This window comes from Rahnella bruchi (assembly GCF_003614975.1).
Taxonomy (GTDB): Bacteria; Pseudomonadota; Gammaproteobacteria; order Enterobacterales; family Enterobacteriaceae; genus Rahnella; species Rahnella bruchi.
In genome coordinates, this window is the sequence record NZ_QZWI01000061.1 from 1 (window position 1) to 410 (window position 410).

The following is a 410-nucleotide window of genomic DNA, read 5'->3' on the forward strand; positions in this document are numbered from 1 at the left end:
GAGTTTTGCGTACAGTTTATGGAAAGCGACTACGAATTTATCCGGCGCCTGATTGCTGAAGAAGGCATTTTCTTTTTAGAAGAAGAATATCTGCAGGCCAACGATCAGAAACTGACGTTTGCCGACAATTGTAGCGCGCTGACCAGCATGGGCAAGATCCCCTACAACCCCAATGCGGCTTCCGAAGCCGACACGTATTGCATCAACAATTTCCGCCGCAGCGCGAAGATCCGCCCTTCGCAGGTGACGTTACAGGATTACACCTTCACCGCTCCGAACTGGCCGGCACAATTTCAGGACCAACCGCGGCGGATGCCCTATCAGCACGCGGCTTATGAAATATTTGATTATCCGGGACGCTTTAAAGACGAACAGCACGGCGAAGACTTTGCCCGTTATCAGATTGAAGG

Annotated in this window: 1 protein-coding gene; it reads left to right on the forward strand. The window is 51.2% G+C overall.

Translation table 11 applies throughout. The annotated features are described in order from the left end of the window. A partial coding sequence (locus D5398_RS25350) for a contractile injection system protein, VgrG/Pvc8 family (RefSeq protein WP_279635020.1) occupies positions 1-410 on the forward strand: 410 nt, incomplete at both ends.